Origin of the sequence: Burkholderia sp. LMG 13014 (assembly GCF_905232215.1) — a bacterium.
GTDB lineage: Bacteria > Pseudomonadota > Gammaproteobacteria > Burkholderiales > Burkholderiaceae > Burkholderia.
Genome location: NZ_CAJNKE010000790.1, coordinates 1 through 2,267, shown reverse-complemented (window position 1 = coordinate 2,267; position 2,267 = coordinate 1). Strand labels below are relative to the sequence as shown.

Sequence of the window (2,267 nt, the reverse complement as noted above, 5' to 3'; positions counted from 1 at the left end):
GCTCGGCGGGCATCCGAATCGCGACTTGTACACGCGCGAAAAGTGCTCGATCGATTCGAAGCCCGTCGCCGCGGCCACCTGCGATACGCTCAGCTCCGTCTGCTGCAGCAACTGATGCGCCGTCGCCACCCTCAGGCTCAGGTAGTACTGCAATGGCGCGGTCGCCATATGCCGCTTGAAGTGACGCTCGAGCTGCCGCTTCGACAGCCCGACCGCCTGCGCGAGCGATTCGCACGACATCGGCTCCGCCATCGACTCGCGCATCAGCCTGACCGCCTTCGCCACCGTCGTGCTCGTCGAGGCCGGCGCGGCCTCGCCCTCCGCGAGCTGCAGCGCGTCCGCGCCGCGCAGCTTCACATGCAGCAAGTGACGGGCGATCTCCCGGGCGAGCTCGACGCCCTCCGCCCGGCCGATCCATTCGAGCATCATGTCGATGATCGCCGTGCCGCCCGCGCAGGTGATGACGCGCGGCTCGATCGTGTAGAGCCGCGTGGTGGCGCCGACCTTCGGATAAGCCTCCTGGAAGCCTTCGACATTGTCCCAGTGCACGGCCGACGGACGGCCCTGCAGCAAGCCGGCCGCCGCCAGCAGTTCGGTGCCCGTCTCGATGCCGCCGATCTGTGTGCCGAAGGCCATCTGGTTCTGCAGCCAGGTCTTCACGCCGCGATGCTTCGCGTGACGTTGCGCGTCGAAACTCGCGATCACGAAGATCGTCGTGAACCCGCCGCGCGCATCGCCGATCGGCCGTGTAGGCGTCCACATGCCGTTCGTGGCATCCACGGGTTCGCCGTCGACCGACAGGACGGTCCATTCGTAACACACGCGCTGGGCCAGCCAGTTGGCGAGCGACATGGCCTCGATCACGAGTGCGAGCCCGAGATGGGAGAACTGGGGCATCACCAGCAGCCCCACCCGATGCGGCGCGGTTGCCGCCGCCGCTTGCATGTTCCGTGAAGTCATCGCGATACCGATCCGAGCCGGGCAGGCCGGCCGATTGAGCGAGGTTCGCGGGCACACTCCCGCGACCCTCGCGAACCACTACTCTGCCGCGCGCGACGGGCCGGAACTTGATGAAAAACGACATCGCCATGTCGCTTTGTGCCGGCTTTCCGTCGCCCCGTTGCATACCGTCCGAATCGGCCGGATCGACCCGTCATGGCCGTGCAAGTGCGTCGCACGCCGTCGCATTCGATCAAGCGAGCGGCTCGGGGCAATCTTATATTCAGCTCGCGTTCGGCCCCGCACGGGCGGGGCACGCCGATCTTCCGACTCCGTGGAACCAGCACATGCACATCAAACAGCTCTACATCGACGGCGCCTGGCAACCCGCCGCCGCAGGCGGACAGCGCGCCATCGTCGATCCTGCCACCGGCGAAACGATCGCACGGGTCGCCTACGGCTCGGCCGTCGACGCCGGGCACGCGATTCGCGCGGCGCGCGCTGCCTTCGACGCGGGCGAGTGGCCGCACCTGCCCGCCGAAGCACGGGCGGCCTGTCTGCGCCGCCTCGCGAACGCGCTGCGTGACGAAGCGCCCGCACTCGCCCGCATCGAAACCGCGAACACCGGCAAGACACTTGCCGAATCGTCGTCCGACGTGCACGACGCCGCGGCGGCATTCGACTACTTCGCGAGCCTCGCGGTCACCGAGACGGGCAGCATGAATGCGGCGAAGCCGCACGTGCTCAGCGTCACGCTGCGCGAACCGGTCGGCGTCTGCGGTCTCGTCACGCCGTGGAACTACCCGCTGCTGCAGGCGGCATGGAAGCTCGCCCCGGCGCTGGTGGCCGGCAATACGGTCGTCGTCAAGCCCGCGTCGCTGACGCCGCTGTCGACGCATCGGCTCGTGGAACTCGCGCATGACGCGGGCCTGCCCCGTGGGGTCCTCAATCTCGTCACGGGCGGCGCCGACGTGGGCGACGCGCTCGCGGCGAGCCCGCAGGTCGACCTGATTTCCCTGACCGGCAGCAACGCGGCCGGCGCCAGCGTGATGCGCGCGGCCGCGGGCAATTGCAAGCGCGTGTCGCTGGAGCTCGGCGGCAAGAATCCGAACCTCGTGTTCGCCGACGCCGATTTCGACACGGCGCTCGATTACGCGCTGAACGCGGCCTTCTTCAATGCCGGCCAGATGTGCTCGGCAGGCTCGCGCCTGCTGGTCGAACGCACGCTGCACGATGCGTTCGTCGATGCGCTCGCCGCACGCATCGCGGCCATCCGCGTCGGTCGCGGTGACGACGATGCCACCCGGATGGGCCCGGTGATTTCCGCG

Annotated in this window: 2 protein-coding genes; one reads left to right on the top strand and one right to left on the bottom strand. The window is 68.6% G+C overall.

Going from position 1 to position 2,267, the window contains the following annotated elements; genetic code table 11:
• Window positions 1-960: GlxA family transcriptional regulator (locus JYJ84_RS34630; protein ID WP_240201949.1), on the bottom strand; the 960-nt coding region annotated here is incomplete at its 3' end.
• A gap of 326 nt (window positions 961-1,286) precedes the next feature.
• Here JYJ84_RS34630 and JYJ84_RS34625 point away from each other — a divergent pair.
• A partial coding sequence (locus JYJ84_RS34625; RefSeq protein WP_205190121.1) for an aldehyde dehydrogenase family protein occupies window positions 1,287-2,267 on the top strand: 981 nt, incomplete at its 3' end.